Origin of the sequence: Microbacterium sp. CPCC 204701 (genome assembly GCF_004010105.1) — a bacterium.
Taxonomy (GTDB): Bacteria; Actinomycetota; Actinomycetes; order Actinomycetales; family Microbacteriaceae; genus Microbacterium.
This window is the reverse complement of the sequence record NZ_RRYE01000404.1, coordinates 1-2,557: the sequence shown is the minus strand read 5'-3', so window position 1 is coordinate 2,557 and position 2,557 is coordinate 1. Positions and strand designations below refer to the sequence as shown.

The window sequence follows — 2,557 nt, the reverse complement described above, 5'->3', positions numbered from 1 at the left end:
CGCCGCGGCCGGACCCCACGAAGCCCGCGCCCGCTCCTGGACCGTGGATGCCGTTCACGCCGGCTCCGCCGCCGGGTTCCGGCGTCGGGTCGCTCGCCCCCGTCGCGCCGTTCCCGCCGCTGGCGCTCACGCCCGCACCCGCCGCGTTCGGGCGGGTCTATCCCACGAACCCGTGGATCTACAACGACCTGCCGGGCACCCGCTTCCTCGATGGCCGCGCCGACGCCCGGGGTCGGGTGGCTCGCCTGCACATGGGGATCGACGCCCAGGGCGGCGTCAATCAGCCGATCTTCGCGGTCGCGGCCGGCACCGTCATCGACGGCACGTGGGGGACGAGCACGCGCGATCGCCACGGCTACGGCAACCAGGTGCGGATCGCGCACCCCGACGGCTTCGCGACGCGGTACGCCCACTTCGCTTCGGCGCCGCTCGTGCAGCTCGGCGATCACGTCGAAGCGGGGCAGCTCATCGGCTACATGGGCGGGAGCCAGCGCGGCGATCTCGAACGGCTCGACCGCCATCTGCACTTCGAGGTGACCAAGGACGGGCAGCACGTCGACCCCATCGCCTTCCTCGGCGGCGCGAGCACCGCGGAGGCGTCAGGCCCGGCAGCACCGGCCGCCGTCACGGCGGCCGACACCCGGCTGCTGTACGAGGTCCGGCCGAAGGGCGATGGCGGATACGCCTCGATCTCGACCGGGGTCACCGTCGGCTCCGACATCTTCGCCGCGGTCGACCTGGGCGGCGAGACCGCCACCGTGATGGTGAGCGAGCACGGGATGCTGAACCAGATCGCCGTCGTGGACGGCGCGTGGACCAAGACGCCCACGGGATTGGCGCTGGACGCCACGAGCATCTCGGGCGCCGACACCGGCACGGGGTATCCCGAGCTCTTCGCCGTGGAGGGCGGCAAGCTGTTCCACATCGCCCGCGGCGACGCCGGATGGGTCAAGACCTGGACCGGCCACGAGTTCTCGGGCACGGTGAGCACGGTCGCTCTGCCGGGGGGCCGGCTGCACGCGATGCTCCAGCAGGCCGGCTACCTCTATCACCTCGCGCCAGCCGAGGGCGGGCTCTGGAACATCTCCGACACGCGGCTCGAGGTCGGGGCCCACGTGGACGCCGTCTATGTCGACGGCCCCGCGCCCGAGGCCATGACGGCGATCGACGGCGAGGTGTTCCGGATCACCCGGGGCGAGGTCGCCTGGGACGCCCAGTCCACCGGCCTGTCGGCGACCGGGCCGCTCGCCGCCGCGTACGCAGGCGGCGGCTGGCCCCTCGCGCTGAGCGCCGAGGACGGCGTGCTCGGCGTGACCCGCGTGACCGACCGCGTGTGGACCCGGTACGCGTACGACCTGCAGGCTCCCGGCCCGATCGACGCCGTGGTGCTCGACGGGCGCGACGCCGTCCTCTACTCGATCGGATGAGCGACCCGCGCCGATCCGCCCCCACCGTCCTCTCACACCGCCACACCCGGAGGTTCCGCGTGCGCTCCCGAGTCCTCGCCGCCCTTTCAGCCGCCGCCGTCACCACGGCGCTCCTCGCCGGATGCACCGCGACCGACGACGGGACGACCGAGGTCGAGGCGGCGCCCACCGTCGACCTCTGTGCGATGGCGGCTCCGTCGGGAACGGTGTCGGACGGCATCGTGGTCGAGGGCGAGGTCGGGTCCCCGGCATCCGTCACCTTCGCGGGACCGCTGACGATCCCGGCCACGGAGCGCACCGTGGTCGTCGAGGGCGACGGCGAGAAGCTCGATGGGTCGAGCCTCGTCGACTACGCGGCGACGGTGTTCGACGCCGCCAGCGGCGCGCTGCTGCGTGCGCAGGGATACGAGGGCGAGACCGGACTGCCGATCCCCGCAGCCGCGATCGGACCGTTCCTGGGCTGCGCCACCGTCGGCTCGCGCCTCGTCGTCGCGGTGCCTGCGACAGATCAGGAGGCCGCGAGCGTGTGGGTGCTCGACGTGCTGAGCTCTCGGATCGCCCGTGCGACCGGCGTCGATCAGACACACATCGAGGGAATGCCGACGGTCGAGCTCGCCGAGAACGGGGCTCCGGCCGTGACAATTCCCGACGCGGAGCCGCCCGCCGAGACGGAGGTCGCGGTGCTGAAGCAGGGCGACGGCCCCGTCGTGGAGCCCGGCGACACCGTCATGCTGCACCACACCGGCGTGCGCTGGTCGGACGGCTCGGTCATCGACTCGACGTGGGCCACCGGCGCGCCGGCGACCATCGTGACGACCGAGGCCGTGCGGGGCTACCAGCAGGGGCTCGAGGGTCACACGATCGGCTCGCAGGTGCTCGTGGTCATTCCCCCCGGCCAGGCGTACGGCGAGGGCGAGATCAACGACGAGGACCTCACCGGCGAGACGATCGTCTTCGTCGCCGACCTGCTCGACGTCCTGCCCGCCGCGTAGCGCTGGGGGTCAGGCGATGCCGGCGCCCTGCTCGGCACGCCGCAGGAAGCGCCCCGAAGGGCCGCTCCGATCGGGCACGTCCGCCACCTGGGCAGTCGGCAGGGCCGCGAGCGCGCCGGCCGCAGCGGCCGCGCGGGC

2 protein-coding genes are annotated in these 2,557 nt (G+C 73.5%); both read left to right on the top strand.

From position 1 onward, the window contains the following. Nucleotides 1-1,427: M23 family metallopeptidase (locus tag EIO58_RS16015; protein ID WP_164861784.1), on the top strand; the 1,427-nt coding region annotated here is incomplete at its 5' end. A gap of 59 nt (nucleotides 1,428-1,486) precedes the next feature. Beyond that, entirely contained in the window at nucleotides 1,487-2,419 is a 933-nt protein-coding gene (locus EIO58_RS18975) for an FKBP-type peptidyl-prolyl cis-trans isomerase (RefSeq protein ID WP_164861783.1), read from the top strand. Nucleotides 2,420-2,557: the final 138 nt, after the last annotated feature.